Genomic DNA, 24,846 nt, shown 5'->3' on the forward strand with positions numbered 1-24,846 from the left:
CACCCAAGAATTAACCGACTTCACTCCCGCTGCTCAAACCCTTCTCCGATACACCCCAAGCACCGCACGAACGCCGCTTTCGCCGGGTCGACCACCAACGCCTGCCCCGCATCGCCAACGCCGCCACCCAACGCGGTAAACGGCAACGACACCACAAACGCTCCGGCACCGATCACCGTCGCCACGACCAACAAAGGTCGGGCGATCAGCAAATCGCCGAGCATGGCGTACGCCGGGGGATTCTGGATGGTGTAACGCGGGTCGCCGCTGCCCGTGTTTGCTGCCAGCGCTGGCGCACCGACGCTCAGCAGCAAAACGACGACAAGGGTTCGAAACAGGTTCATGGCACGGTCCTTGGGCTAGGCAGTCAGAACACTGACTATAGACCGTAGGCGTATCAGCTCTGACAACGCGGGCAAAAGACGCTGGCGCGCTGCCCGAGCTTCACTTCCCGCAACTCCGTGCCGCAGACCTTGCAGGGCGCACCGCGACGGCCGTACACGAACAGTTCCTGCTGGAAATATCCCGGCTGACCGTCACCGCCGATAAAGTCTCGCAGCGTGGTGCCGCCGCGCTCGATAGCGGCCGCCAGGATGCGTTTGATCTCGATCGCCAGTTTCAGATAACGCGCCCGAGAGATGCTTTTGGCCTCACGACGCGGATCGATACCGGCGGCGAACAACGCTTCGGTTGCGTAGATATTGCCCACGCCGACCACCACCGCGTTGTCCATGATGAACGGTTTGACCGCCATGGATCGCCCACGGGACTGCTGGAACAAGCGCTCGCCGTCGAACAGGTCGGTCAACGGCTCCGGCCCCAGGCGAATCAACAACTCATGGTTGAGTGGGTCAAGGCTCCAGAGCATCGCGCCAAACCGTCGCGGGTCGGTGTAACGCAGGGCCAGACCGGATTCCAGTTCGATGTCCACATGCTCATGCTTGGCCACCGGCGTGCCGATTTCCACCAGACGCAGATTTCCCGACATCCCCAAATGGCTGATCAGCGTGCCGACTTCGGCATTGATCAGCAGGTACTTCGCGCGTCTTTCCACCAGCACGATGCGCTGGCCAGACAGCCGCACATCCAGGTCTTCGGGAATCGGCCAGCGCAAGCGCCGCTCACGCACGATCACCCGGCTGACGCGCTGGCCTTCCAGGTGCGGCGCAATCCCGCGGCGAGTGGTTTCGACTTCAGGCAGTTCCGGCATGGTGCTCTCGAGTCAGGCGGTGCAACGCTCAGCGGTGAGCGCCAAGGTCACGAATCGTTTGTTTGAGGGTCTCGAAGTCGTAGTCCGAGAGGCCAACGTAATCGAGAACCAAAGGCCCGATGCTGTTCCACTCATGATCCTCGGTCTGGTTGCCCAGCACCCGGTAGGACGCACAAATGTGTTCGGCCATCTTGAGGATCGCCAGCAGGTTTTTCAGCTGGCTGTTGCGCGACGACTCATCGCTGAAGATCGCCAACGCATTGTGGTGATTGGCGATGGCGGCGGTCACATGCTCCGGCAGGCGCCAGGATTTGGCGGTGTAATAACCCACCACCGCATGATTGGTATTGAACACCCGATTCTCAGTGTCCACCACCCGACATTCGGCGCTGGCACTGGCGTAGGCCTCTTCCAGAACGGTCATGTAGTTGGGGAAACGCTGGAGCATCAGCGGCACGCCGCAGTCATGGAACAGACCCAGGGCGTACGCTTCATCGCCGGCCTGGGCGCCGATACGCTTGGCCAGGGTCAGGCAGGTCATCGCCACGTCCTGAGCGGTATCCCAGAAACGATTCAAGGTGACGATGGTGTCGTCGTTCATTTCGCCCTTGATCGACTGCGCGTTGATCAGGTTGATGATCGAGCGGCTGCCCAGCAGATTCACCGCACGCTGAATCGAGGCGATCTTGTTGCTCAAGCCGTAATACGGCGAGTTGACGATTTTCAACAAGGCGCCAGAGAGGCCCGGGTCCTGGGAGATCAGCTTCGCGATCACCTCCAGATCCGGATCGGGCATGTACTGTTCCATCTGCAAATCCACCATGATTTGCGGCTGGGCCGGCACGCTGATGCCTTGCAGGGACTGTTGAATCTGTTCGGTAGTCAGCTCTGGGGACATAAGTACACACTCTGGGACAGGCGGCGATTCTAACCCTTATAAAGTTGGATCCGACACCTTGGCCGGCCCATCGTCTGAAGTTTCATCAAATGCCGGCCCTTCCTCACCGCATGTCCATCCGCCAAACCGTGGCCGTGCGCAACACGCTATACTCCCGCTCTTTTTTCCGGAGCGACGTCATGTCCCTGCCTAGCCTGCGCCTCAAAGCCAACGCCGACCGTCGCCTGCGAAACGGCCATTTGTGGGTCTATAGCAACGAAATCGATGTAGCCGCTACTCCTTTGCACGGTTTCAAGGCCGGCGACCAGGCGATCCTCGAAGCAGCCAGCGGCAAGCCGCTGGGCATCGTTGCCATGAGCCCGAACAACCTGATCTGCGCCCGCCTCTTGTCGCGCGACATCAAGTTGCCGCTGGACAAGTCGCTGCTGGTGCATCGCCTGAACGTCGCGCTGTCCCTGCGCGATCGCCTGTTCGACAAGCCGTTCTATCGCCTGGTCTACGGCGATTCCGACCTGCTTCCAGGTCTGGTAGTCGACCGTTTCGGCGACATCCTGGTGGTACAGATCGCTTCGGCAACCATGGAAGCCCATAAAGAAGACGTGATCGCAGCGCTGACCCAAGTGATCAAGCCTAGCGGCATTCTGTTCAAGAACGACTCCGCTGCCCGTGATGCCGAAGGCCTCAACCGCTACGTCGAAACCGTGTTCGGCCTGGTGCCGGAGTGGGTTGCCCTGGAAGAAAACGGCGTGAAATTCGAAGCGCCCGTCATCCAGGGACAAAAAACCGGCTGGTTCTACGACCACCGCATGAACCGCGCGCGTCTGGCACCTTACGCCAAAGGCAAACGCGTGCTGGACCTGTACAGCTACATCGGTGGTTGGGGCGTGCAAGCGGCTGCGTTCGGCGCCAGTGAAGTGTTCTGCGTCGACGCATCGGCCTTCGCCCTCGACGGCGTCGAGCGCAACGCCGCGCTGAACGGTTTCGCCGACAAGATGACCTGCATTGAAGGCGACGTGTTTGAAGCCCTGAAAGAGCTGAAAGCCAGCGAAGAGCGTTTCGACGTGATCGTTGCCGATCCTCCGGCGTTCATCAAACGTAAAAAAGACATGAAAAACGGTGAAGGTGCCTACCGTCGCCTGAACGAGCAAGCCATGCGCCTGCTCAGCAAGGACGGCATCCTGGTCAGCGCTTCATGCTCGATGCACCTGCCGGAAGACGATCTGCAGAACATCCTGCTGACCAGCGCCCGTCACCTGGACCGCAACATCCAGATCCTGGAGCGTGGCGGTCAGGGCCCGGATCACCCGGTTCACCCGGCCATCGCCGAAACCCGCTACATCAAGAGCATCACCTGCCGTCTGCTGCCAAACAGCTGATTACGCCGGTTTGACGGGGAGCCAGCCGGCTCCCCGTTCTGTTATCTGTAATTGAATTCTCCAACTTCCTACTCCAGCGGTCTTAATGACTTGCAGGACGTTTCGCTTTGTCTTTTATTTTAGCGGACAGAACTTACAAGATTCATCCAACCCTCAGATTGATCCGACAAGATTACTGGAACATTCCTACTCAATCTCCCCTTGATAAGAACTCATTACAAACTATGATTAAGTTGTCACAAAGGAGTGACACTCACTATCCATTACAAGGAGTTCAAAACATGAAAGCAATTACTCTGGAAGCAAACAAAATCGCCAACCTGTCTTTTCTGGTTGCTCCAAAAGCCCGCTAAGTAAATGAGACGCTGGGGAGTGCCGGCTACCCAGCGTTTTCTATAGTACGGACCAGAGTGAGTTGCCAAACATGCAGATTAACCCTTATATATTCATACTGCCTCGTTCGCCGGGCCAAATAGTCTGGGATTACAAGAACCACAAACAATTCGAATTAAACCTGGAATACTCAACCCGTCTCGCACACCTTATCGACAATCCCGAAAGGTTTGACCAAAACAATACAATAGACAATCAATTTGTAAGCGCAGGAATACTAACACCTTCAATACAAGACCCTCTTGAATGGGGCTGGGATGAACTATCGAAGATATTTCATATCGGCACCAAGAACATCCCGTGTGAATATGTTCCCCAAGATATTAATGAATGGTCAATACACTATTTGGACCATTGCGCCGAAGTACTGGCCTCCCCTGCTCCAGATAGCAGACTCACGGAGCGCCCGACAAGCGAGCGGATTACCCTGCCTCAACCTTCCTGCTTCCCGGTAAACGCTCTTGTAAAGACGTTGATCGAGCGAAAGACCTGTCGCACCTTCACGGGGGAAAGGGTTTCCCTCGATGATTTGAGCACTCTCCTGTATTTGTCCCTTGGCTATCTGCGTGAGCGCGAAAACGATATCGACGAAACCATCGCAGAAGGCCATGGCGCCCGGCGTAGCAGTCCATCCGGTGGTGGACTGAATGCCTGCGAAGGTTTTCTTCACGTTCAGAACGTCAACGGCCTGAATCCCGGGCTCTACGCCTACCACCCCACCGAACACGCATTGAGCTTCGTCAATCCGCTGCCTGACTCGCCCTTGGGGCAGTTGTTGTGTGGGCAGCATTTCATCAACAATCTGCCAGTCGGCCTGTTCATCACCGCTCGCTTCGACAAACTGTGGTGGAAATATGAACACTCGCGGGCCTACCGAATGGCTTACGTCGAAGCAGGTCATATTTCCCAGACCTTTCAACTGGTGGCCACCGCACTTGGGTTAAGCACCTGGCTGACCGGTGCGTTGGCAGACGATCAGGTCGAAACGTTGCTGGGGATCGAGGACAGCGCCGAACAACCGTTGTTCTTTGTTGGCTGCGGCCAGAGTGACGGTCAAGTGATGTGCAAGGAATTGAAAGCGCTGCTGCGCAACCGAGGCTCACAACAATGACCGGGCCCCGCACAGACGACCTGTCACTGCCCGACGCCTGGGCACAGCGCTTCACCCTCGGCGACTGGAACACCCGAGCCTCGGTACGAACCAGCGAGCACACCTATCAATTGCCATCAGATCTGGAACGGCAACTGGAAACACGACACTGGTTCCCGCCCGCCTTCCTGCCCTACCTGAATCACCCGGCCATCGAAGCAGCCGGCAGTGCGATCACCCATCGTTTATCGGCCAACCATCTGGTGTATTTCCTCGACTACACCACCCGGCTCGAACATCGAATCGTCAACCGCTCCGTGGAAACCATCGTCCACGATGAGCTCGGCGCGTCCATCCCCCGACGGATGAAAACGGCCGCCCTCCAGCTGTACACCGATGAGGGTTATCACGCCCTGTTCTCCAATAGCCTCGCCGAGCAGATAGCCGACCTATACGGCATGACCCAACGCCCGGTGATGCCGCGCCGCATTACCCGACTGAACGCCCTGATTAACCACAGCCCAGAGAGGCATAAGGCGCTGGCCTGGTTTCTCGTCGGCTTCGTGTCCGAGACCATCATCGCCAGGGAACTGCTCGAGGTTTGTCGCAACGAGCTGGTGTCCAGCGTCCAGGAAATGCTCAGGGACCACCTCACCGACGAGGCCCGACACAGTCGTTACTTTTGCGAAGTGTTCCATTATCTGTGGCTGACCCTGAACAGCAGCCAACGCACGTTCGCCGCGAAGCTGCTGGTGGACATCCTCCTGATGTTCTTTGAGGTCGATGAGCGATGGCTGAAGGAAAGCCTGAACAGCGTGGGCCTCAGGGAGAATTGCGTCGCAGAAATCCTCAGTGCCCTGACCGGCCCGCAAGCCTGCCTACAGCGCGCCCGATCAGGTGCAGGCGCGACGCTACAGGCAATGGAAAAGGCAGGTTTTTTCGACCTGCCTTTTAACCAGCAGCTCTTCGCACAGGCAGGACTTGTCGATGGATGAAGGAAAATCTGCGGTCAGTGTCAAACACCGCCGCTCTGCGATCACCCTATTAATGACCATGGTGATGCTTGGGGTCTTCCCTCTCGATGTTCTGCTGCCATCGTTCCCGGCGCTGGCTGAACACTTCCGGACCACGCCAGGCGACATCGCGTTTTCCATCAGCCTGTTTGCCATCGGGATCGCACTTTCCCAACTACTGGTCGGGCCGCTCTCGGATGTCATCGGGCGCAAAAGTCTGCTGCTGGCGGGAATGGCGGTCTCGATGATCGGTGCGACTGGTTGCGTGCTGTCCACCGACTACGCCTGGTTCCTGATGTTCCGGGTGGTGCAGGCCATTGGCTGCGGTTGCTTCGTACTCTCGCAGGCGCTGGTCCAGGACCTGTTCGACGGCAAGGAGCGAGACCAGCTGCGAATTCTGATGGTCACCGCCAGCGGGATCTTCATTTCCGTCTCGCCACTAGCCGGCACCTTGTTGCAACAGGTGCTGGACTGGCCCGCAAGTTTCATTGTCTTTATTGCCCTTGCCGCCGCCGTGTTCCTTAAGGCCTGCTTCTTTCTTGAAAACCGGCACACCGCCACAAACCCACGCCCAAGCATTCTTCAGTCCTACCGGCGCGTCTGTCGCGATGCGGGTTTCCTCGGCTATTGGCTGATCGCCGCAATCGCCTTCACCTGCCACTTTTCCTTCATTGTCATCTCGCCCCTGATCTTCATGGAGCAGCTACAGCTTTCGGCCTACGAGTTTTCCCTGACGCTGCTGCTGTATGGCGTGGCCTACATCATCGGCGGCATTGTCGCTCGAGTCCTCGTCGGGCGGGTCACGGCCGATACCCAGATAGTCGTCGGCCTGGGCCTGATCTTCATTTCTGGACTGGTGATGCTCTTGCTCTCAAACCTGCTGGGGCTTTCAGCCCTGACCGTGCTGATCCCGATGATCATCTGCACCGCTGGCACGACCATCACCCGCCCTGTCGCCACTTCCAAAGCCATGGAAGTGTTCCCGGACAATGCCGGTACATCGGCGTCGGCCGGGAACACGCTGGTCTTCATCTCTGGCGGGCTGATCAGCGCCCTGATCAATCTGAGTGGAGCCCATCTGCAAACGACTCTTGCACTGAGTTTCCTCGCCTTGAGCACCGTCGGCGTTTCCTTCAATGCACTGATCGCACGTCGGCAGCTCGCGCTGAATAGCGGGTGATTCCTGCCGATCGTCATCCCACACGTTCCGTCAGCGCTGGATCACCCTTTTCCGGCATTCCCTCCTGACGCCAGCCGTGTAGAATCGCGACATTCATCGCCAGTCATCCCCCGGCGGGTTTATGAGCTCAAGCTGAAGCGCGCGGCGATCCCGCAAAGTTATCGGCAACTTCCGGACACACGGCCATTTCTGAGTGTTCCAGACGTCAATAGAAGCTCACTTCCCTTTTGATACCTGATTAGCCGCCCGGAGTGCTTCATGCCTGATTACCGCTCGAAAACATCCACCCATGGCCGCAACATGGCCGGCGCCCGCGCACTGTGGCGCGCCACGGGGATGAAAGATGACGACTTCAAAAAGCCGATCATCGCCATTTCCAACTCCTTCACCCAGTTCGTACCGGGCCACGTCCACCTCAAGGACCTGGGCCAACTGGTCGCCCGCGAAATCGAACGCGCCGGCGGTGTAGCCAAAGAATTCAACACCATTGCCGTGGATGACGGCATCGCCATGGGCCACGACGGCATGCTGTATTCGCTGCCGAGCCGCGAGATCATCGCCGACTCCGTCGAGTACATGGTCAACGCCCACTGTGCCGACGCCATCGTCTGCATCTCCAACTGCGACAAGATCACCCCAGGCATGCTGATGGCTGCCCTGCGCCTGAACATCCCGGTGATCTTCGTGTCCGGCGGCCCGATGGAAGCCGGCAAGACCAAACTGGCCAGCCACGGTCTCGACCTCGTCGACGCCATGGTGATCGCCGCCGACTCCAGCGCTTCTGACGAGAAAGTCGCTGAGTACGAGCGTAGCGCCTGCCCGACGTGCGGTTCGTGCTCCGGCATGTTCACCGCAAACTCGATGAACTGCCTGGTCGAAGCCCTCGGTCTGGCATTGCCGGGCAACGGTTCGACCCTCGCGACCCACAGCGACCGCGAACAGCTGTTCCTGCAGGCCGGCCGCACCATCGTCGAGCTGTGCAAGCGTTACTACGGCGACAACGATGAGTCGGTATTGCCGCGCAACATCGCCAACTTCAAGGCGTTCGAAAACGCCATGACCCTGGACATCGCCATGGGCGGCTCCACCAACACCATCCTGCACTTGCTGGCCGCGGCCCAGGAAGCCGAGATCGATTTCGACCTGCGCGACATCGACCGTCTCTCCCGGCACGTGCCGCAACTGTGCAAAGTTGCGCCGAACATCCAGAAGTACCACATGGAAGACGTGCACCGCGCCGGCGGGATCTTCAGCATCCTCGGCTCGCTGGCCCGTGGCGGTCTGCTGCACACCGACCTGCCGACCGTGCACAGCAAAACCCTGGCCGAAGGCATCGCCAAGTGGGACATCACCCAGACCAACGACGAAGCGGTGCATCACTTCTTCAAGGCCGGCCCTGGGGGCATCCCGACGCAAACCGCGTTCAGCCAGTCGACCCGTTGGGAGACCCTGGACGACGACCGTGAAAACGGCTGCATCCGCAGTGTCGAACACGCCTACTCGAAAGAAGGCGGCCTGGCCGTTCTCTACGGCAACATCGCACTGGACGGCTGCGTGGTGAAAACCGCCGGCGTTGACGAGTCGATTCACGTCTTCGAAGGCAACGCGAAGATCTTCGAAAGCCAGGACAGCGCCGTACGCGGCATCCTCGCGGATGAAGTGAAGGCCGGTGACATCGTGATCATTCGTTACGAAGGCCCGAAAGGCGGCCCGGGCATGCAGGAAATGCTGTACCCGACGTCCTACCTGAAATCCAAAGGTCTGGGCAAAGCTTGCGCCCTGCTCACCGATGGCCGTTTCTCCGGCGGCACCTCAGGCCTGTCCATCGGCCACGCTTCCCCAGAAGCGGCGGCGGGTGGCGCGATTGGTCTGGTGCAGGATGGCGACAAAGTGCTGATCGACATTCCGAACCGCTCGATCAACCTGTTGATCAGCGACGAAGAAATGGCCGGGCGTCGTGCAGAGCAGGATCAGAAAGGCTGGAAGCCTGTGGAAAAACGTCCACGCAAGGTGACCACCGCACTGAAGGCCTACGCCCTGTTGGCAACCAGCGCCGACAAGGGTGCCGTGCGTAACAAGGCGATGCTCGACGGACTATGATGCTTAACCGTTGAACAAAAAAATGCCCCGCCAAGTGCGGGGCATTTTTTTTGCGGCCAACTCGGTCAAGTGTGGGAGCGGGCTTGCTCGCGAAAGCGGTGTATCAGTCGACATCAATGTCGGATGTGACGACCTCTTCGCGAGCAAGCCCGCTCCCACATTTGCTCCGTGTTGCCAGTGAGAGTGAGCTTGATCTCGCTTACTGGATTTCTGCCGGCGTCACAATCACCCAATTCTTGTCCGCCGTGACCTGCAACCCTTCCTTGGCCTGAGCTGCGGCGTGCTTGGCCATCATGCCGTTAATCTGGGTCATGTATTTGTCTTTGCGGTTGACCCACAAGTGGATGCCGCCCTTGGCCACGTCGACATCGTGGAACAGCATGTAACCGTCGCTGGTCGGCGTATCGCCGCCCACCAGTACCGGTTTTTTCCACTCGTCGATGTAGGTCAGGATCGCCGCGTGCTTGCCGGCCATCCAGGTCGCCGGGGTCCACAGATACGGGGTCAGTTCGAGGCCGAGGTTGGCCTTCTCGTCATATTTGCCTGCGGTGATCTGCTTGCGCGCCGTGGTCAGTTCGCCCGTCTTGCGATCCTTTAGCAACGTGGTCACGCCGATTACGTTCTGCGGTTTGACGTTGTAGCCGTACTTCGGATCGGCCGCGACCATGCGCACCAGTTCTTCGGAGGCGGCGGTCATCACGTAGACCTCGATGCCGTTCTCCATCAGCTTGTTGTAGAGCTCTTTCTGGCCGGTGAAGATTTTCGGCGGGTTGACGTCGAGGTTCTTGACCACGTCGCCTTCGTAATAAGTCGCTGGCACCGCTTTACCGGAAGCCATCAACTCATCGACGTAGCCTTTGAGTTCCTGGAGGGTGAAGCCGGAAAACACTTGGGCGACCCATGGATAGCAGACCATGTCGTCGACTTCGCAGAGGCGATAGTAGTAACTGAACAGGCTTTCCTTGTGGTCGGCAGTGTCTTTGAACGGCATCAGTTTCAGGGAGGGGTCGAGCTTCTCGCGGGTGATCAGGCCCTTGTTTTCCATGAACGGCAACAACGACTCTTCGAGATCGTAGCGGTAACTGGTGTTGTCCATGTCGAACACCGCGTAGTTACCTTTGTTGGCATTGGCGGCGATCATTGCGTCCAGTGCCTTGGCCTGATCGGCTGGCCAATGCTTCAAATCCGTAGCGAAGGCTTGGCCGGCGAGGCCCAAGCAGAGTGCGGCAGCCAGAAATTTCGGTGCGAGTTTCATCGGCATTTCTCCCTGAATTAAAGACATCGACGCTAACAAATAAGTGTGACAGCCCTCATCTGCCCGCGACCGCTTGCGTCCCTATTGCGCCAGCTGCATCTCTGTCAGCGACACGCGCTTATTCCAAAAACGACAGTTTCAAGATGTTTTTGATATTAATTCATTAGATATCAAGCTGTTAGGCTTGCCGGTTCGCGGCTGCCCCGGAAGGTAGCTGGCACAAGTCTATTTTGGAGTTCCAATGAATCTGCCGCTGATCCTCAATCTGCTGGTGTTCCTCGCCCTGCTCTTTGGCCTGGCGCAAACCCGTCACACCACCTGGAGCCTGGCGAAAAAAGTCCTGCTCGCGTTGGTGCTGGGTGTGGTGTTCGGTGTGGCTCTGCACACCGTTTACGGTGCCGGCAACCCGGTACTGAAAGCCTCGATCGGCTGGTTCGATCTGGTGGGCAACGGTTACGTGCAGTTGCTGCAAATGATCGTGATCCCGCTGGTGTTCGCCTCGATCCTCAGCGCCGTGGCCCGGCTGCACAACGCCTCGTCGCTGGGCAAGATCAGCTTCCTGACCATCGGCACGCTGCTGTTCACCACCGCCTTCGCGGCGCTGATCGGCATCGGCCTGACCAACCTCTTCGGCCTGACGGCCGAAGGCCTGGTGGCCGGCACTCAGGAAATGGCCCGTCTGCAAACCATCCAGACCGACTACGCAGGCAAGGTTGCCGACCTGAATGTGCCGCAGCTGTTGCTGTCGTTCATTCCGCAAAACCCGTTCGCCGACCTCGCTCGCGCGAAGCCGACCTCGATCATCAGCGTGGTGATTTTTGCCGCGTTCCTTGGGGTCGCGGCGCTGCAACTGCTGAAAGATGATGTCGACAAAGGTCAGAAAGTGATCAACGCTATCGACACCCTGCAAGCCTGGGTGATGCGCCTGGTGCGTCTGGTGATGAAGCTGACCCCGTACGGCGTATTGGCGCTGATGACCAAAGTGGTCGCCGGCTCCAACCTGCAGGACATCATCAAACTCGGCAGTTTCGTGGTGGTTTCCTACATCGGGCTGGGCCTGATGTTTGTGGTACATGGCCTGCTGGTGTCGGCGGCCGGGATCAACCCGCTGCGGTTCTTCCGCAAGATCTGGCCCGTGCTGACATTTGCCTTCACCAGCCGCTCCAGCGCTGCGACCATTCCGCTGAGCATCGAAGCCCAGACCAGCCGTTTGGGTATTCCACAGTCCATCGCCAGTTTCGCCGCGTCGTTCGGCGCGACCATTGGCCAGAATGGCTGTGCCGGTCTGTACCCGGCAATGTTGGCGGTGATGGTTGCGCCAACCGTAGGCATCAACCCGCTGGACCCGCTGTGGATCGCGACGTTGGTGGCGATTGTGACGCTGAGTTCGGCGGGTGTGGCCGGCGTGGGCGGTGGCGCGACGTTTGCCGCGTTGATCGTGTTGCCGGCGATGGGCTTGCCAGTGTCACTGGTGGCGTTGCTGATTTCGGTTGAGCCGCTGATCGACATGGGCCGTACGGCGTTGAACGTGAGTGGTTCGATTACCGCCGGTGCGATCACCAGCCAGATCATGCGGCAGACCGATAAAGAGCTGCTGGAGGCGGATGAGCATTCGGAGTTGGCTCAGGCTTAATCGGCGACTGAGAGACCGCTTTCGCGAGCAAGCCCGCTCCCACATTGGATTTGTGCACGACGCAGATCAAGTGTGGGAGCGGGCTTGCTCGCGAAGCTTTTAGGCCTTTTCCCACACCTCAAAGTTGTACGCTGGCTTGTCGCCTTCCGCCGCATTCGGAACATTGGACACCAGCTTCCACTGCCCCAAATCAAACGCCGGAAACCACGCATCTCCTTCCGGGCTCAGCGCCACGCGCGTCAAGTACAGCCGATCAGCCTGCGCCATCCCTTGCGCATACAACTGCGCCCCACCAATCAGCATCAGCTCATCGACGCCTTGCTCCTTTGCCCATTCTTCGGCGCGAACCACTGCAGCTTCCAGCGACGGATAAACCTCCGCGCCTTCGAGCTGCAGATCCACCTGACGGCTGACCACGATGTTCAACCGGCCCGGCAACGGACGACCGAGGGAATCCCAGGTCTTGCGCCCCATGATGATCGGCTTGCCGAGGGTGGTGGCCTTGAAGTATTTGAAGTCCCCCGGCAAGTGCCAGGGCATGCTGTTGTCGACGCCGATCACACGGTTTTCACCGAGGGCTGCGATCAGGCTGAGGGGGAGTGATTTAGTCATGCCGGCGAGGATACCAGAGCCTCCCGTACCCCGATAAGCGCCACAGCGGTTATGCTCACCGTTCAATTGAGCGACGGGATGCCGCGTGACTGAACTGACTCCACTGCAAAACCTCTGGGTGACCGAGACGGTGCGCCTGCGCGAAGAACACGCCGGTCCCCTGGATGATCTGGAAGCCAACCGACTGGCCCGCAGCGCGGGCGGCGATCTGCCGACACGCATTCAACACCGTGCTCTGTGGCTGGCCGAGCGCGATGGACTGACCAGCGCCCTCAAACATTGGCTGCAAGGGGCGCGACTGGCACTGTTGGTGCTGGCTGTTCTCGCCGTTGCCAGCGGCGCCGGCCTGGCGATTGCCGCGCTGGGCGACGGACAAACTCCAGTGAATGTGTTCTGGGCCTTGGGCAGTTTGCTTGGGCTGAACCTGATTCTATTGCTGAGCTGGGCGTTGGGCCTGGCCTTCGCTGGCGAACACGGGGCCACCCTCGGCCGCATATGGTTATGGCTCAGCGAAAAACTCGCTCGCGATGCCAAAGCCGCGCAACTGGCCCCGGCCCTGCTGCTCTTGCTGCAACGACAGAAACTCAATCGCTGGGCGGTCGGCGTACTGGTCAACGGCTTGTGGTTGCTGGCGATGCTCAGCGCGCTGGTGATGCTGTTGTTGCTGATGGCGACCCGGCGTTACGGCTTCGTCTGGGAAACCACGCTCCTCGGCGGCGACACCTTCGTCGCCATGACTCAAGCCCTCGGCGCCCTGCCGGCCATGCTTGGTTTCAACGTTCCGACCGTGGAAATGATCCGCGCCAGCGGCGATGCCGCGCTCAACATCGAAAGCGCCCGTCAGGCCTGGGCAACATGGCTGGTCGGTGTACTGGTGGTCTACGGTGTTTTGCCGCGACTGTTGCTGGCGCTGTTCTGCCTGTGGCGCTGGAAAACCGGGCAAGCGGCATTGCGTCTGGATTTGAACCTGCCCGGTTACGCCCAACTGCGCGAACGGCTGATGCCGACCAGTGAACGCCTGGGTATCAGCGACGCTGCGCCAGAGCAATTGCATCGTATTGAAAGCGGCGTCAGCGACCTGCAAAGCGATGGCGCGTTGTTGGTCGCCATCGAGCTGGACGATCAACGTCCATGGCCGCCGCAATTACCGAAAACCGTGGGCAACGCCGGGATTCTCGACAGTCGCGAATCGCGCAACAAACTTCTCGAACAACTGAGCCGTTTCCCCCCGGCCCGTCTGGCCATCGCTTGCGATCCGCGACGTTCGCCGGACCGCGGCAGTCTGGCACTGATCGCCGAACTGGCCCGCAGCGCCAGCGCCACCCGCGTCTGGCTGCTGCAAGCACCGCCGGGCGAAGCGCTGGATGCCGAAAGGCTGGGTGACTGGCACGTGGCGCTGCAACAGCTGGACTTGCCGTTCGCCGATTGCGCGCCGTTGAACTGGCTGGAGAGCGGTCATGACTAACCCCTGGAAACCGCCCTTGAAGCTCGCCGTGGTCGGCCACACAAATGTCGGCAAAACCTCGTTGCTGCGAACGTTGACCCGAGATGTCGGCTTCGGCGAAGTCTCTCATCGCCCCAGCACCACTCGACACGTCGAAGGCGCGCGGTTATCGGTGGACGGCGAGCCGTTGCTCGATCTCTTCGACACGCCGGGCCTGGAAGACGCCATCGCCCTGCTCGACTACCTCGAACGTCTGGAACGACCGGGTGAACGCCTCGACGGTCCGGCGCGTCTGGCGCGCTTTCTTGAGGGCAGCGAAGCCCGGCAGCGTTTCGAACAGGAAGCCAAGGTGCTGCGGCAACTGCTGACCTGCGACGCTGGCCTCTATGTGATCGACGCCCGGGAACCGGTGCTCGCCAAGTACCGCGACGAACTGGAAGTGTTGGCCAGCTGCGGCAAACCGCTGCTGCCGGTGCTGAATTTTGTCAGCAGCGCCAACCATCGCGAGCCGGATTGGCGCGAAGCGTTGGCACGTCTGGGCTTACACGCCTTGGTGCGTTTCGACAGCGTCGCACCGCCGGAGGATGGCGAACGTCGACTGTATGAAAGCCTCGCACTGCTGCTGGAAAACGCCCGCCCGCAACTGGAACGCTTGATCGCCGATCAGCAAGCCCAACGCCAGGCCCGGCAACAGAGTGCGGCGCGGCTGATTGCCGAATTATTGATCGACTGTGCCGCCTGCCGGCGCAGCGTGGTCAGTGAAGCCGAGCAAGAACAGCAGGCTATCAATGAACTGCGCAAAGCGGTTCGACAACGGGAACAACGCTGCGTCGAAGCGCTGCTCAAGCTCTATGCCTTCCGCCCACAGGACGCGGCGGCCAGTGATCTGCCGCTGCTCGATGGCCGCTGGGGTGACGACCTGTTCAACCCGGAAACCCTGAAACAACTCGGCGTACGAGTCGGTGGCGGTATCGCGGCCGGCGCGGCAGCCGGCGCCGGGGTCGACTTGTTGGTGGGCGGGCTGACCCTTGGCGCAGCGGCACTCGCCGGCGCAATTGCCGGCGGCGCCCTGCAAACCGCGCGCAGTTATGGCAGCCGGTTAATGGGCAAGATCAAAGGCCAGCGAGAGCTGACCGTCGATGACGGCGTGCTGCGGCTATTGGCGTTGCGTCAGCGGCAACTGCTGCAAGCGCTTAATGCGCGAGGGCATGCGGCGATGGACAGCATTCAGGTCGCCACGCCCCAGGACAAATCCTGGCGCGAAGGCAAACTGCCCGAGGCACTGAACAAGGCGCGGGCGCATCCGCAGTGGTCGTCGCTTGACCCGCATCCGAAGTTGAATCAGGCGGAAAGGCAAGAGCAGGTTGAGGTATTGGCGCAGCAGCTTTAGATCTGTGGTGTCGGAACCGACCCCTTCGCGAGCAAGCCCGCTCCCACATTTGATTTTCAGTGACCCAATATTTGTGTATGACACGGATCTAATGTGGGAGCGGGCTTGCTCGCGAAGGCCGCACCTCGGTTCATTTGCATTAAGCCACCAATAGGCGCAACGCCTTTTCTTTCAAGAGACGAAGATCAATCACCGGCACCGCCATTTCCTTGGCCTGCTCATCCCACTGACGCATCCGCAAACTCACCGCACATAACGGATCCTGCTCGAAAGCTTCAGCCTCTTCAGCGGTCATCACTCCGCCCTGATATTCCAGAGTGCGGCGACTGGCTTCGCTCAATCTCTCGTAATACCCAGGCTCTTTCAGCGTCAGATAACGCTTGGCCTGAACGTGGTATTCCACAAGCCGCGCCAAGCGCTCGCTGAAACCTGCGCGACGTAAGTAATCCGCGCCCAACCGTTCGTGACTGACCACGCCGAAGCCGCCCATGGTCTCGGCGCTCTCGGCGCAGATATGCCCGATGTCGTGGAAGAACGCGGCCAGCACCACTTCGTCATCGAAGCCCTCGGCCATGGCCAGTTCGGCGGCCTGTGACATGTGCTCGATCTGCGACACCGGCTCGCCGATGTAATCGCTGTCGCCAAAGCGCTCGTATAACGCGAACACCTCGGCGATCACTTGCTCATTGCGGTCCATCAACGCTCTCCCAACAACGTCGCTATGTTGCGTTCAGCCATCGCCGGGCCGACGCTCATGCCGACACCGGTGTGCATCAGTGCCACGCTCACACCCGGCATCGGACGCAGAAACGAGAATGGCCCCGGTCCCCGCGAACCATAGACACCCTGCCAGCGTTCCACCACTTGCACCTTGCAACCCAACGTCTGCTCGGCCAGTTCAATCATCCAGTTGTCCACCTGCTCGGCGTTGAACGGCGACGGGTCGCTGCCGTAATGGTGGGAGTCGCCGATGATCAACTCACCGTAAGGCGTCGGGCTGATCAGCAGGTGAATGCCGTTTTCATGCAGATGCGGTTCCTCTCGCAGGATTTGCGCTTGCACCGCCGCCGCTTCCGGCAGATCGGCGAAGGCGCCGTAGTGCACGCAGCTCAGACCGGTGAGCAACGCGTGTTGCAGGTTGAGGTTGATTTGCGGTCGAGCGCGAAGCATTTGCAGGCGGCAGATTTGCGGGTTGAGCTCGGCCATTGGCTCGGCCAGCAGCGTCTGATAATCGTGGCCGGAACAGACGATGATCTGTTCGGCACTGAAGGATCCGGCGGTGCTGTGCAAGCGGCCGGGCTCGATGTCGCGCACCAGGGTGGAGAAGTGAAACGCGACGCCAAGTTCGCGGTGCAGGTAGTCGATCAACGCCGGAATCGCTTCGCGCGAATACAGTTGCTGATCGTCCATTCCGTGCAACGCGGCGCGATGATGGCTGAACTGGCCGCCGTATACGTCACGCAATGCAGCGCCGCGCAACAGGTCGACGCGGTAACCGTGCTCCACGGCGCGACCGGCGCAGAAGGCTTCCAGCAGGTGTTCTTCGGCTTCGGTGCGGGCAAACAGGTACGAGCCGTTGCGCTTGAGTTGCAGACCGGCGAGTTGGGCCCATTGGCCCCAGATCTCGCGGCTGGCTTTGGCCAGCTCGAGCATCGGGCCCGGTGGTTGGCCGGTGAGCAGTGCCTGGCCGAAGTTGCGCACCGAGGCACCCAAAGGCGTTTCGCTGCGTTCGAAAACGGTGACTTTCAGACCGCGCTTGGCGGCGGCGTAAGCGTGGGACAGGCCAAGAATGCCGGCGCCTACGATCAGCATGTCGTTGTGTTGTGTCATTAAGAGTTGCCCCAAAATCTGAACCGCCTTCGCGAGCAAGCCCGCTCCCACAGGGGAACGCATTCCAAATGTGGGAGCGGGCTTGCTCGCGAAGGGGCCCTGTCAGCCGATGAAGATCTTACTTGGCAGCCACTTTCTCGGACTTGCCGTCATAGCGCTTGCGCCACTCGGTCAGGATTTCATCGCGATTCTTCGAAGCCCAGGCAAAGTCGTTCTTGATCAAACGCTGCTCATAATCCGCCGGCAATTCGGTCTGCGGCTTGGCAATACCTGGCTGCGCGAGCACCGCGAAGTTCTCTTTATAAAGCTCCATCGCCGCCGGGCTGGCAGAGAAGTCAGCCAGTTTCTTTGCGGCATCCTCGTGCGGTGTGCCCTTGATCACGGCGGTGGCTTCGATCTCCCAGCCCAGGCCTTCTTTCGGCAGGATGATGTCCAGCGGCGCGCCCTGGCGCTTCAACTGAACGGCCGGGTATTCAAAGGAAATGCCGATCGGGAATTCACCCGCCGCCGCCAGTTTGCACGGCTTGGAACCGGAATGAACGTACTGGCCGATGTTCTGGTGCAGGTCGTCCATGTACTGCCAGCCCTGCTTCTCGCCGAAGGTTTGCAGCCAGGCGCTGACGTCGAGGAAACCGGTGCCGGACGAGGCCGGGTTGGGCATGACGATCTTGCCTTTGTACTCAGGCTTGGTCAGGTCCTGCCAGCTCACTGGCTTGGTCAAACCCTGCTTTTCGGCTTCGACAGTGTTGAAGCAAATGGTCGCAGCCCAGACGTCCATGCCGACCCAGGCCGGCGGGTTGGCGGCGTCGCGGTAGTTGCCGCCGATCTTGCCCAGGTCCTTCGGCGCGTAACTTTGCAGCATGCCTTGCTGGTCGAGGATCGCCAGGCTCGAAGCGGCCAGGCCCCAGACCGCATCAGCCTGCGGGCGGGCTTTTTCGGCCAGCAGCTTGGCGGTAATGATGCCGGTGGAGTCGCGCACCCACTTGATCTCGACGTCCGGGTTGGCCTTTTCGAAGGCTTCTTTGTAGGTCTTCAGTTGTTCGGCTTCGAGGGCGGTGTACACCGTCAACTCTGTTTTCGCCGCGAAGGCGTTCAGGCTGAAAGCGGTGAGGACAGCAGCGGCCAGGGCCAGGGGCTTGAACATGATCTTTTCCTGTTTGAGTTGAGGGGTTGAAGCGAATCAATGGCCTGGCGCGGTCTGCCGCCAGGCCTGGGAGCGGCGCAACAAACCGCGCGAAGCCCAGGCCAGCAGCAGGGACACGCCCGCCGAGGTGAACAGAATCAAAGTCGACATCGCCGCCGCGCCGCCGACGTTGCCGGCGTCGTCCATGTTCAGCACCGCCACCGCTGCGAGGATAGTGTCGGGGCTGTAGAGGAAGATCGCCGCCGAGACAGTGGTCATGGCCGAGACGAACAGGTAACGCACGATGTCCAGCAGCGCCGGCAGGCAGATCGGCACGGTGACGCGCAGGTAATGCCGATACAGCGGTGCCTTGAGCGACAGCGCGGCGGCTTCGAACTCGGCGTCGAGTTGGCGCAGCGCCGTGGTCGCGGTCATTTGCGCGGTGGTCAAATAGTGAGCAATGGTGCACACCACCAGCAGGGTCATGGTCCCGTAGAGCACATGCAGCGGGTTGCCGCTGAGGTTGAAGAAAAAGACGTAACCCAGGCCCAGCACCAGACCCGGCACCGCCATCGGTACGAAACTGAGCATGCGCAGTGTCAGATTCAGTCCGCGCTGGCCCTTGGTTTTTTCCATCAGATAAGCGCCGGTGAAGATCAGGACACTGCCGATCAATGCCGTACACAGCGCCATCTTCACGCTGTTGCCGTAGGCCAGCCAGCCACCGCCCGCCGTGTCGTTGAACTGGTAATGGTTGAGAGACAGCGACAGGTTGTACGGCCAGAATTTCACCAGTGACGAATACACCGCCATGCCGAACACCAGCAGCAACACCGCGCAGATCAGCAGCACGATGGCCAGGTAGCAGCCGTCCCGCAGTTTCGACGGCGCCGGTTGAAAGACCTGCGCCCGACCGCTCATGGAATCGCCGTGACGCCGACGCAGCCAGGCGTCGACCCCAAAACTGAACAGCGCAGGCAGCAGCAGGACCATGCCGATCAACGCGCCGCGACCGAACTGTTGTTGGCCGACCACGGCTTTGTAGGCTTCCAGCGCCAGTACCTGATAATCGCCACCGACCACCACGGGTACGCCGAAGTCGGTGATGGTCAGGGTGAATACCAGACAGAACGCCGCGAACACGGCCTGACGGGTTGCCGGCCAAGTGATGCTGCGAAAGGCTTTCGCCGGACTGGCGCCCATGCTGGAGGCGGCATCGAAGAGTCGCGCATCCGCCAGCGACAGGGCCGACAGCAGAATCATCAACGCGTGTGGGAAGGTGTAGATGACCTCACCCAGAACAATGCCCCAGAAGCCGTAAATGTTGTCCGAGAGCAAACCGCGCAACATGCCCTGGTTGCCGAACAGATAAACCAGCGCAATGCCCGGCAACATCGACGGCGCCATCAGTGGCAACAGCGACATCCCACGCCAGATGCCTTTGCCCGGTATCAATGTGCGTTGCAGGGCGTAGGCAAACAGGTAGGCCAGCGGTACGACAATCGCCGCAACGCTGAGGGAAACTTTCAGGCTATTGCCGAGCAACCAGTGAAAATTGGCACTGGTCACCAATTCACGGGCGGCCACCAGACCGCCGCCCTGCCCGGCTTCAGAGCTGAAACCGCGCCAGAAGATCGCCAGCAATGGCATCAGTACCGAAACGCCGAGCAACACCAACAACAGGGCCTTGCCCCCGACCACGAACACCCGGTCGCCAATCTCGGCACGGGAGGTCTGCCGAACCTGCTTGTGCGGTATCGGCAGCGCGAGGTTCGCGCTCATCAGGCAAACACCTGCAGGCTGCGCGGTGGCAAGGCGACCATGATCTGCTGCGCGCCGAGGCGCGGCATGGCTTCTGGCGCCAGTTCCGCCAGCAGCGCATGACCCGGTAGTTGATCGAGTTCGAAGCTCATGCGGCAGCGGTTGCCGAGGAAGGTGATTTCGCGAACCTTGGCCGGGAACAGGTTTTCTTCATGCACGGGCGGGTTGACGCTGATCGCTTCGGGGCGGCAGAACAAACGACCCGAGGCGGCGTTGCCAGAATCTGCGGCCAGGCGCATGTTCATCCCACCGACCTGGGCGTGGCTGTCGCTGCTGCGCTGGAATGGCAGCCAGTTGCCCTGGCCGACGAACTCCGCCACAAACGGCGTCGCCGGGCGGTCGTAGATTTCCTGCGGCGTGGCGTATTGCTCGACCTTGCCGTTGTTCATCACGGCGATGCGGTCGGCCATCAGCATGGCTTCGTCCTGATTGTGGGTGACCATCAGGGTGGTGATGCCGAGGTTGCGCTGCAGTTGGCGCAGTTCGGTGCACAGATGCTCGCGGACCCGGGCGTCGAGGGCCGACATCGGTTCGTCCAGCAGCAGCAACGAAGGTGCCGGCGCCAAGGCCCGAGCCAGTGCGACACGTTGCTGTTGGCCGCCGGACAATTGGCCGGGGTACTTTTTCTCACTGCCGATCAGGCCGACCAGCTCCAGCATCTGACCGACACGCTTGCGCACTTCATCGCGACCACTGCCGGCGAGGCCGTAGGCGATGTTCGCTTCGACGGTAAGATTGGGGAACAGCGCGTAGGACTGAAACAGAATGCCGTAGTCCCGAGCCTGGGGCGCCAGGTGGGAAACGTCGCGATTGCCGAGGTACAACTCGCCACTGTCTTGTTTCTCCAGACCGGCGATGCAACGCAGCAAGGTGGTTTTGCCACAACCCGACGGACCGAGCAGGCACACCAGTTCACCGGCCGCCACGTCGAGGGAAACGTTATCCAGCGCGGTGAAGGCGCCGAAGCGCTTCTGCACGCCGCGCACTTTCATCGGCGCGCCAGGGTTGGTCAGGGCAGTTGCGATCGAGTGGTTCATGGACAGGCCTCATCAAGCAGATGAAGGCCATCCTAGATTTGTAATGCGTCCGTCATGTGGCAGTGAGGCAAAAACGGCTGATAGTGGTATTCAAGGATTTGGGTACGGGATTCGAGTTTTGTGTTGTTTGATCTGGCGCCTTCGCGAGCAAGCCCGCTCCCACATTTGACCGAGTCTTTGGATAAGAACACGGTTGAATGTGGGAGCGGGCTTGCTCGCGAAGAGGCTAGAACAGTCAGCACACATTTCAGGCCGGAGCCATTTCCTGCGCCAACCCCAGGAACGCCGCCGGCAGCCGCGCGCCTTTTCGCTCTTTGAGGCAGTACAAATACTCGGGAATCTGCGGCGCATTCTCGATGGTCAGCACGCGCAGTTGCGGATCATGCGGCACTTCCTGTCGGGCAATGATGCTGATGCCGATATTGCGCAACACCGCCTCACGGATCGACTCACGGCTGCCAATTTCCAGCAGCGGCCCGAAACTCACCCCGGCGCTGGCCAGCAATTCCTCGGTCAGACGTCGAGTGGTCGAACCCGATTCGCGCATCAATAACGTATGCCCGGCCAACGCACTGAGCGGCACATGGTCGTGGACCGCCAGCGGATGATTGCGATGCACCGCCAGCACCAGCGGATCGCTGCCGAGCACCCGGCGAATCAGCCGCGCATCGTCGAGCAACTGCGACGACGCCGCGACATCCACCCGGTAATCCTCCAGGGCTTCAAGCACTTGCTGGGAGTTGCCGATTTCCACCGACACTTCAACTTGCGGCAAGCGCTCGCGAAAGGTCTTCACCAGATCGAGGATGTAATACGGCGCGGTCGCGGCGATACGCAACGTGCCTTGGACCTGTCCGCTATTACGCAGGAAAAACTCGATGTCGGCTTCCTGTTGCAACAGCGCCTTGACCATCGGCAACAGCCGCGCACCTTCATCGCTGACGCTGAGGCGGCGGCCGCCACGGTAGAACAGCTCAACCGAGTACTGGCTTTCCAGATTGCGAATCTGCGTGGTCACCGTGGGTTGGCTCAGGCCGAGTTTTTTCGCCGCCAGGGTAATGCTGCCCAAGCGGGCAACCATGTAAAACGCCTTCAGCTCGGCACTCAGCACACCCTTTCCTCATCGCTTATTTGCGCAACAGGCGCAAACCGTTAAACACCACCAACAGGCTGACGCCCATGTCGGCGAACACCGCCATCCACATGGTGGCGATCCCGGCGAAGGTTACCCCAAGAAAGATCGCTTTGATGACCAATGCCAAGGCGATGTTCTGTTTGAGGATGCTTGAGGTTTGTCGTGACAGCCGGATGAAGGTCGGGATCTTGCGCAGATCGTCGTCCATCAGGGCGACATCCGCAGTCTCGATAGCGGTATCGGTGCCTGCCGCCGCCATGGCAAAACCGATCTCGGCTCGCGCCAGCGCCGGAGCGTCGTTGATGCCGTCGCCGACCATGCCGACGATATGGCCCTGTGCATAAAGGACTTCGATGGCTTGCAGCTTGTCAGTCGGCAACAGATCGCCCTTGGCCTCGTCGATGCCGACTTGCGCGGCAATCGCCTGAGCGGTGTGGACGTTGTCGCCGGTCAGCATCAGGGTTTTGATGCCCAGTTCGTGCAGTTGCCGGATCGCCTCGCGGCTGGACTCTTTCACGGTGTCGGCCACGGCAAACAGCGCCAATGGGCCGGATTTGTCGAGCAGCAGCACCACGGACTTGCCCTGTTTCTCCAGCGCGAACAGCTTTTCCTCCAGCGCAGGCGAGCACAAGTTCAGTTCTTCCACTAAACGGTGATTACCCAAGTGGTAAACCTGACCATTGATTTCGCCGCGTACACCGCGACCGGCCAGCGCCTCAAAGTTATCCACAATCAGCGGTGCGAGTTGTTTATCCACAGCCGCGTTGGCAATGGCCAAGGACACTGGGTGATCGGAGCGACTGGCCAACGCCGCCGCAATGGCGGGGGCTGATTCGTCCGCGGTCGGATCAAGCGACAGGTAATCGGTCTGCACCGGTTTGCCGTGCGTGATCGTGCCGGTCTTGTCCAAGGCCAGGTAATCGAGCTTGTAACCGCCCTCCAGATAAACGCCGCCCTTCACCAGAATCCCTTTGCGCGCCGCCGCCGCGAGGCCGCTGACGATGGTCACCGGGGTTGAAATCACCAGCGCACATGGGCACGCAACCACCAGCAACACCAACGCCCGGTAGATCCAGTCGAACCATACGGCGCCCATGAACAGTGGCGGAATCACAGCGACGGCGAGAGCCAGGATGAACACCGCCGGGGTGTAGATTTTCGAGAAGCTGTCGACGAAACGCTGGGTCGGTGCCCGCGCGCCTTGGGCCTGTTCCACGGCGTGGATGATTCGTGCCAGTGTCGAGTTGTTGGCCGCTGCGGTTACTGAGTACTCCAGGGAACCGGCCTGGTTGATGGTGCCGGCAAAGACTTTATCGCCGATGGTCTTCTCCACTGGCAGGCTTTCACCGGTGATCGGCGCCTGATCGATGGTTGAACTGCCCGAAACCACTTCACCGTCCAGACCGATTCGCTCACCGGGACGCACCCGCACCTGCGCACCCAACTCGATGGTTTTAACATCCCGCTCAATCCAACTGCCATCAGCCTGCTGCACCGTGGCCTGTTCCGGAGTCATCTGCATCAGGCCGCCGATGGCGTTGCGCGCCCGGTCCAGCGACTTGGCTTCGATCAACTCGGCCACGGTAAACAGGAACATCACCATCGCCGCTTCCGGCCACTGGCCGATCAAAATCGCGCCAGTCACCGCGATGCTCATCAGCGCGTTGATGTTCAGGTTGAGGTTTTTAAGCGCGATCCAGCCCTTTTTATAGGTACTGAGGCCGCCGCTGAGGATCGAGATCAGCGCAATGACCGCCACAACCCAGTTCGGCGCGGCGTTGATGAAGTGGATAACTTCGGCGGCCAGCGCACCAATACCCGACAGCGCCAAGGGCCACCAGGGCTTTTTCTCGGGAGCCGGTGCTGACGGTTCAGCGCCCTGCTCTATCGGCTCGGCCTGCATGCCGAGGGACTTGATGGCGTCGATGATCGGAGCAGTGCTCGGCAGGTCATGGGTGACGCCCAACACGCGGTTGATCAGGTTGAACTCCAGTTGCTGCACGCCCACGAGTTTGCCGAGTTTGTTCTCGATCAGTGTCTGCTCGGTCGGGCAATCCATGGCATCGATGCGGAAGCTACTCAGGCGCGCGCCAGCGGTCGGCGTTTCGCTGAGTTTGATCAGCGACGGTGCCGCCACTTTGGACGAACAGCAGGAATCCTCGTGGCTGCCATGGTCATGCTTCTGTACAGGCTGCAGCTTGTGGCTGTGATCGTGATCGTGATCGTGATCGTGATCGTGATCGTGATCGTGATCAGCCTCGGGTTTGTGCGTGTGAAGGGAATCGCTCATTGGGTCGCGTCCGGAA

At 60.1% G+C, this 24,846-nt stretch carries 20 protein-coding genes; 8 read left to right on the forward strand and 12 right to left on the reverse strand.

Annotated features, from left to right (window positions below):
• Positions 1-20 precede the first annotated feature (20 nt).
• The 3 genes from ACMXYH_RS30685 to ACMXYH_RS30695 are packed head-to-tail and all read right to left on the reverse strand — an operon-like array spanning position 21 to position 2,054.
• On the reverse strand, positions 21-344 hold the full coding sequence (locus ACMXYH_RS30685; RefSeq protein WP_129440299.1) for a multidrug transporter: 324 nt from the start codon (positions 342-344) through the stop codon (positions 21-23).
• Positions 345-397: 53 nt separating this feature from the next.
• Positions 398-1,210, reverse strand: a complete 813-nt coding sequence (gene mutM / locus ACMXYH_RS30690; RefSeq protein ID WP_129440297.1) for a bifunctional DNA-formamidopyrimidine glycosylase/DNA-(apurinic or apyrimidinic site) lyase — start codon at positions 1,208-1,210, stop codon at positions 398-400.
• Between the two features lie 28 nt (positions 1,211-1,238).
• On the reverse strand, positions 1,239-2,054 hold the full coding sequence (locus ACMXYH_RS30695; RefSeq protein ID WP_166793837.1) for an HDOD domain-containing protein: 816 nt from the start codon (positions 2,052-2,054) through the stop codon (positions 1,239-1,241).
• A 233-nt stretch (positions 2,055-2,287) separates the two neighbouring features.
• Between ACMXYH_RS30695 and ACMXYH_RS30700 the strand changes: the two genes are divergently transcribed.
• From ACMXYH_RS30700 to ilvD, 5 genes are all read left to right on the forward strand, one after another.
• Positions 2,288-3,484 (forward strand): class I SAM-dependent rRNA methyltransferase, encoded by a 1,197-nt coding sequence (locus ACMXYH_RS30700; RefSeq protein ID WP_134420712.1) that lies wholly within the window; start codon positions 2,288-2,290, stop codon positions 3,482-3,484.
• 424 nt (positions 3,485-3,908) lie between these two features.
• The gene (locus ACMXYH_RS30705) at positions 3,909-4,988 is read left to right on the forward strand and encodes a SagB family peptide dehydrogenase (protein WP_415765849.1); all 1,080 of its coding nucleotides are present in this window, start codon (positions 3,909-3,911) and stop codon (positions 4,986-4,988) included.
• Entirely contained in the window at positions 4,985-5,962 is a 978-nt protein-coding gene (locus ACMXYH_RS30710) for a diiron oxygenase (RefSeq protein WP_415767766.1), read from the forward strand. The genes ACMXYH_RS30705 and ACMXYH_RS30710 overlap by 4 nt, the downstream gene beginning before the upstream one ends.
• On the forward strand, positions 5,955-7,160 hold the full coding sequence (locus ACMXYH_RS30715) for a multidrug effflux MFS transporter (RefSeq protein WP_415765850.1): 1,206 nt from the start codon (positions 5,955-5,957) through the stop codon (positions 7,158-7,160). The genes ACMXYH_RS30710 and ACMXYH_RS30715 overlap by 8 nt, the downstream gene beginning before the upstream one ends.
• A gap of 258 nt (positions 7,161-7,418) precedes the next feature.
• Positions 7,419-9,260 (forward strand): dihydroxy-acid dehydratase, encoded by a 1,842-nt coding sequence (gene ilvD / locus ACMXYH_RS30720; protein WP_415765851.1) that lies wholly within the window; start codon positions 7,419-7,421, stop codon positions 9,258-9,260.
• 199 nt (positions 9,261-9,459) lie between these two features.
• On the opposite strand, the gene ACMXYH_RS30725 is transcribed toward ilvD, so the two are convergent.
• Positions 9,460-10,515 carry a haloacid dehalogenase-like hydrolase gene (locus tag ACMXYH_RS30725; protein ID WP_415765852.1) on the reverse strand — a complete coding sequence of 352 codons (1,056 nt, stop codon included), beginning with the start codon at positions 10,513-10,515 and terminating at the stop codon, positions 9,460-9,462.
• 241 nt (positions 10,516-10,756) lie between these two features.
• On the opposite strand from ACMXYH_RS30725, the gene ACMXYH_RS30730 reads away from it, so the two are divergent.
• The gene (locus ACMXYH_RS30730) at positions 10,757-12,148 is read left to right on the forward strand and encodes an L-cystine transporter (protein ID WP_415765854.1); all 1,392 of its coding nucleotides are present in this window, start codon (positions 10,757-10,759) and stop codon (positions 12,146-12,148) included.
• A 99-nt stretch (positions 12,149-12,247) separates the two neighbouring features.
• On the opposite strand, the gene ACMXYH_RS30735 is transcribed toward ACMXYH_RS30730, so the two are convergent.
• Positions 12,248-12,760 (reverse strand): dihydrofolate reductase, encoded by a 513-nt coding sequence (locus ACMXYH_RS30735; RefSeq protein ID WP_134420722.1) that lies wholly within the window; start codon positions 12,758-12,760, stop codon positions 12,248-12,250.
• Positions 12,761-12,845: 85 nt separating this feature from the next.
• On the opposite strand from ACMXYH_RS30735, the gene ACMXYH_RS30740 reads away from it, so the two are divergent.
• Together ACMXYH_RS30740 and ACMXYH_RS30745 are read left to right on the forward strand one after the other, a co-directional pair.
• Positions 12,846-14,225: a DUF2868 domain-containing protein gene (locus ACMXYH_RS30740; RefSeq protein WP_415765856.1), complete on the forward strand. Its 1,380-nt coding sequence runs from the start codon at positions 12,846-12,848 to the stop codon at positions 14,223-14,225.
• Positions 14,218-15,594 (forward strand): GTPase/DUF3482 domain-containing protein, encoded by a 1,377-nt coding sequence (locus tag ACMXYH_RS30745; protein ID WP_415765857.1) that lies wholly within the window; start codon positions 14,218-14,220, stop codon positions 15,592-15,594. The genes ACMXYH_RS30740 and ACMXYH_RS30745 overlap by 8 nt, the downstream gene beginning before the upstream one ends.
• Positions 15,595-15,733: 139 nt before the next feature.
• Here ACMXYH_RS30745 and ACMXYH_RS30750 read toward each other — a convergent pair whose 3' ends face one another.
• From ACMXYH_RS30750 to ACMXYH_RS30780, 7 genes are all read right to left on the reverse strand, one after another.
• Complete coding sequence (locus ACMXYH_RS30750; protein ID WP_134420728.1) at positions 15,734-16,291, reverse strand: phosphonate degradation HD-domain oxygenase; 558 nt, start codon at positions 16,289-16,291, stop codon at positions 15,734-15,736.
• Entirely contained in the window at positions 16,291-17,424 is a 1,134-nt protein-coding gene (locus tag ACMXYH_RS30755) for a TIGR03364 family FAD-dependent oxidoreductase (protein ID WP_415765858.1), read from the reverse strand. The genes ACMXYH_RS30750 and ACMXYH_RS30755 overlap by 1 nt, the downstream gene beginning before the upstream one ends.
• Before the next feature lie 118 nt (positions 17,425-17,542).
• A complete protein-coding gene (locus ACMXYH_RS30760; RefSeq protein ID WP_008040773.1) occupies positions 17,543-18,568 on the reverse strand; it encodes a putative 2-aminoethylphosphonate ABC transporter substrate-binding protein in 1,026 nt (341 codons plus the stop codon).
• Between the two features lie 36 nt (positions 18,569-18,604).
• On the reverse strand, positions 18,605-20,329 hold the full coding sequence (locus ACMXYH_RS30765; protein ID WP_415765859.1) for a putative 2-aminoethylphosphonate ABC transporter permease subunit: 1,725 nt from the start codon (positions 20,327-20,329) through the stop codon (positions 18,605-18,607).
• Complete coding sequence (locus tag ACMXYH_RS30770) at positions 20,329-21,405, reverse strand: putative 2-aminoethylphosphonate ABC transporter ATP-binding protein (RefSeq protein ID WP_415765860.1); 1,077 nt, start codon at positions 21,403-21,405, stop codon at positions 20,329-20,331. Before ACMXYH_RS30770 ends, ACMXYH_RS30765 begins: the two co-directional genes overlap by 1 nt.
• Positions 21,406-21,652: 247 nt before the next feature.
• On the reverse strand, positions 21,653-22,516 hold the full coding sequence (locus tag ACMXYH_RS30775) for a LysR family transcriptional regulator (protein WP_033060537.1): 864 nt from the start codon (positions 22,514-22,516) through the stop codon (positions 21,653-21,655).
• A 16-nt stretch (positions 22,517-22,532) separates the two neighbouring features.
• On the reverse strand, positions 22,533-24,830 hold the full coding sequence (locus ACMXYH_RS30780; protein WP_415765861.1) for a heavy metal translocating P-type ATPase: 2,298 nt from the start codon (positions 24,828-24,830) through the stop codon (positions 22,533-22,535).
• Between the last annotated feature and the right edge of the window lie 16 nt (positions 24,831-24,846).

Origin of the sequence: Pseudomonas frigoris, assembly GCF_047758635.1 — a bacterium.
Lineage (GTDB): Bacteria > Pseudomonadota > Gammaproteobacteria > Pseudomonadales > Pseudomonadaceae > Aquipseudomonas > Aquipseudomonas frigoris.

Excerpts from the sequence above, each read along its gene's own strand:
- ACMXYH_RS30755 (WP_415765858.1), bottom strand. The coding sequence starts at position 17,424 with ATGACACAACACAACGACATGCTGATCGTAGGCGCCGGCATTCTTGGC.
- ilvD (WP_415765851.1), top strand. The coding sequence starts at position 7,419 with ATGCCTGATTACCGCTCGAAAACATCCACCCATGGCCGCAACATGGCC.
- ACMXYH_RS30715 (WP_415765850.1), top strand. The coding sequence starts at position 5,955 with ATGGATGAAGGAAAATCTGCGGTCAGTGTCAAACACCGCCGCTCTGCG.
- mutM (WP_129440297.1), bottom strand. The coding sequence starts at position 1,210 with ATGCCGGAACTGCCTGAAGTCGAAACCACTCGCCGCGGGATTGCGCCG.
- ACMXYH_RS30710 (WP_415767766.1), top strand. The coding sequence starts at position 4,985 with ATGACCGGGCCCCGCACAGACGACCTGTCACTGCCCGACGCCTGGGCA.
- ACMXYH_RS30745 (WP_415765857.1), top strand. The coding sequence starts at position 14,218 with ATGACTAACCCCTGGAAACCGCCCTTGAAGCTCGCCGTGGTCGGCCAC.
- ACMXYH_RS30780 (WP_415765861.1), bottom strand. The coding sequence starts at position 24,830 with ATGAGCGATTCCCTTCACACGCACAAACCCGAGGCTGATCACGATCAC.
- ACMXYH_RS30735 (WP_134420722.1), bottom strand. The coding sequence starts at position 12,760 with ATGACTAAATCACTCCCCCTCAGCCTGATCGCAGCCCTCGGTGAAAAC.
- ACMXYH_RS30725 (WP_415765852.1), bottom strand. The coding sequence starts at position 10,515 with ATGAAACTCGCACCGAAATTTCTGGCTGCCGCACTCTGCTTGGGCCTC.
- ACMXYH_RS30730 (WP_415765854.1), top strand. The coding sequence starts at position 10,757 with ATGAATCTGCCGCTGATCCTCAATCTGCTGGTGTTCCTCGCCCTGCTC.
- ACMXYH_RS30685 (WP_129440299.1), bottom strand. The coding sequence starts at position 344 with ATGAACCTGTTTCGAACCCTTGTCGTCGTTTTGCTGCTGAGCGTCGGT.
- ACMXYH_RS30765 (WP_415765859.1), bottom strand. The coding sequence starts at position 20,329 with ATGAGCGCGAACCTCGCGCTGCCGATACCGCACAAGCAGGTTCGGCAG.
- ACMXYH_RS30705 (WP_415765849.1), top strand. The coding sequence starts at position 3,909 with ATGCAGATTAACCCTTATATATTCATACTGCCTCGTTCGCCGGGCCAA.
- ACMXYH_RS30760 (WP_008040773.1), bottom strand. The coding sequence starts at position 18,568 with ATGTTCAAGCCCCTGGCCCTGGCCGCTGCTGTCCTCACCGCTTTCAGC.
- ACMXYH_RS30770 (WP_415765860.1), bottom strand. The coding sequence starts at position 21,405 with ATGAACCACTCGATCGCAACTGCCCTGACCAACCCTGGCGCGCCGATG.
- ACMXYH_RS30700 (WP_134420712.1), top strand. The coding sequence starts at position 2,288 with ATGTCCCTGCCTAGCCTGCGCCTCAAAGCCAACGCCGACCGTCGCCTG.
- ACMXYH_RS30750 (WP_134420728.1), bottom strand. The coding sequence starts at position 16,291 with ATGGACCGCAATGAGCAAGTGATCGCCGAGGTGTTCGCGTTATACGAG.